This window comes from Rodentibacter rarus, from assembly GCF_001998965.1.
GTDB lineage: Bacteria > Pseudomonadota > Gammaproteobacteria > Enterobacterales > Pasteurellaceae > Rodentibacter > Rodentibacter rarus.
The window spans coordinates 1-2,125 of sequence record NZ_MLHJ01000083.1 but is presented as its reverse complement, the minus strand read 5'-3'; the positions used below and the strand labels follow the sequence as shown (position 1 = coordinate 2,125).

Below are 2,125 nucleotides of genomic sequence, written 5' to 3'. Positions count from 1 at the left end.
TTGCATGATCATTAACAACCTATATGTTAAATTTATTGTTCAATGTAATTATAATATTATATTGACATATTATGCAATATGCAAATTAGATTTTTATATATTTATCTTGTTTATATAATTCAGTTGCTTTTTAAAAATCATTATTAACATTAAGTTTTGTGTAGGTGTGTTATTAATATTGAATTAAGTTATTTTGCTCAAATAGTTAATTATTCTAGAGCTTCCTATTCCTATAAAACCACAATGTATATCATCAAACTCACCCTCTTTAAACAAAGCTAATCCTCCTACGTTACTTACATGCAATAAATATTTTTTGTTTTCTTTGATAGTATAGGTAAAACCATGGTTTATAACATCATTTACATTAATATTTTTAGGTAAAATTAGTAAGTGCGAGTTTATTTGGTGGTTTAATAATTTAACAGTATCCTCTATTGAATTAACTGAATTTAATTTTATTGCGCCAAAATACTTAATTTCTTTATTTCTAATTATCTCTATTTCATCAATGTATGTTCCTTCGGATATTATTACTCCCTCTTTGTTTAGGTATTTCCATAATTTAAAATAATTGGCTAGCTTTGTTTTTTTTCGGTAATCTAAATCGCCAGTTGCAATATATAAATATAATTCTTCTCTAATTGTGGTGTAAATTATTTTTTTTAGTAAATTACACATGCTTATATTTTTGTTTGAATTCGGTTTTTTTATTTTTAAACTGATGTTTTTATCATTTAAACCTAAAAATGATAAGTCAATATTTTTTTTAATATCTATATTATCAATAGTCATAGTGATTTCCCCACATATCGTTAAAATGAGGTCCTCTATTCTGAATAGGATCATCAGGGTATACATGACCTCTAGAATCATCTCTAATTTGAATTCTTCGTTTTCCTCCTCCAGGTTTTGGAATGTCAAATTCATAAATTTTCCCTGATTGTTGATTCCCACGTTTATCTATATTTGGTAAAACCTTACTTGGTTGTTGGCTAGTAGGAATTCCACTACGACGCTTAGCCTCATTAAATGCACCTCTACGTCCAGAACCTTTAGGAGATAAATTGCGGGGTTTACACCCTGCTAGCCCAAACAAATCCACCCAATCCAATGGATTTTTGATATATCTATAAGGTGTTTCCCCACCTAATAATCCAATCGGGTCGCTTGAGATATAATTTCCCGTCTCAGGGTCATAATACCTAAACCTGTTATACGCTAACCCACTTTCTTCATCGAACCATTGCCCGGCAAACAACATTTGTGGGTCAAGTGGGGTTGTTTTACGGTAATCATTTGGGAAGAGTAAACCCCATAAACTATGCTTTTCTTTACGCCATAGGGTTTTACCTTGCGGATTTACTTGTTTTTAAGAAAGACTTAACAAGGTATCAGTCATTTCTCTAATATCAAAGTAGATATTGGTCTTTTCTTCAATAGAAAGATATGGTTTTATTTCAAAAAAATCATTCTTGTCACTATCACAAATAAATAAAAATAAAGTATGTTCAAAAGTATTAATGAAATCTTTACGTAGTTGCATGTTTTTATCTATTTTTGATTGGTTTTTAATATAAAATTTATAGGCTTTTTTAATGGTGTTAAATTTTTGCTTGCTAAATTTATTTCTATAATGTAAATGATAAATAAAAGATTTTTTTGATGATGCTGATACTATATCTATTAAGCTTTGATTATCCACATTTCCTTCCTTTTACTGCACCATAGATTTTTTTGCCGTGAAGATCATATACACCTTTATGCTGTTTCTGTGAATTATAAACCTCAATTTCATATTTATCTTTATGGAAAGTATCCATATGAAAATAGTCTCCTTTTTTAATACCTTGAATCGATGTTTTTCCTATTACTTTATATAATGATGCTCCTTTTATATTTGTTGTGGTTTTTTGTGAAATATTTTGAAGTTCTTTCCAAAATTCACTATTAAATAAAATATTATTTGCCACCAAACCGAATGGATCAATAAATTGAAATGGATTTTGGACATAAAAATACGGCGTGCTACCGCCTTCTAACCCAATTGGATCAGAGTTTAGATAGCACGCCGTATTAGGGTCATAATATCGAAAACGGTTATACGCTAACCCACTTTCTTCAT

General features: G+C 29.1%; 4 protein-coding genes. All 4 read right to left on the bottom strand.

Going from position 1 to position 2,125, the window contains the following annotated elements:
• Window positions 1-183: 183 nt before the first annotated feature.
• Window positions 184-795, bottom strand: a complete 612-nt coding sequence (locus BKK50_RS08480) for a hypothetical protein (RefSeq protein ID WP_077417191.1) — start codon at window positions 793-795, stop codon at window positions 184-186.
• On the bottom strand, window positions 785-1,264 hold the full coding sequence (locus BKK50_RS08475; protein WP_077417189.1) for an RHS repeat-associated core domain-containing protein: 480 nt from the start codon (window positions 1,262-1,264) through the stop codon (window positions 785-787). The genes BKK50_RS08480 and BKK50_RS08475 overlap by 11 nt, the downstream gene beginning before the upstream one ends.
• A 108-nt stretch (window positions 1,265-1,372) precedes the next feature.
• Window positions 1,373-1,705 carry a hypothetical protein gene (locus BKK50_RS08470; protein WP_077417187.1) on the bottom strand — a complete coding sequence of 111 codons (333 nt, stop codon included), beginning with the start codon at window positions 1,703-1,705 and terminating at the stop codon, window positions 1,373-1,375.
• Window positions 1,698-2,125, bottom strand: a 428-nt coding sequence (locus tag BKK50_RS08465; RefSeq protein ID WP_143529794.1) for an RHS repeat domain-containing protein, incomplete at its 5' end; no start/stop codon positions are given. The genes BKK50_RS08470 and BKK50_RS08465, both read right to left, overlap by 8 nt.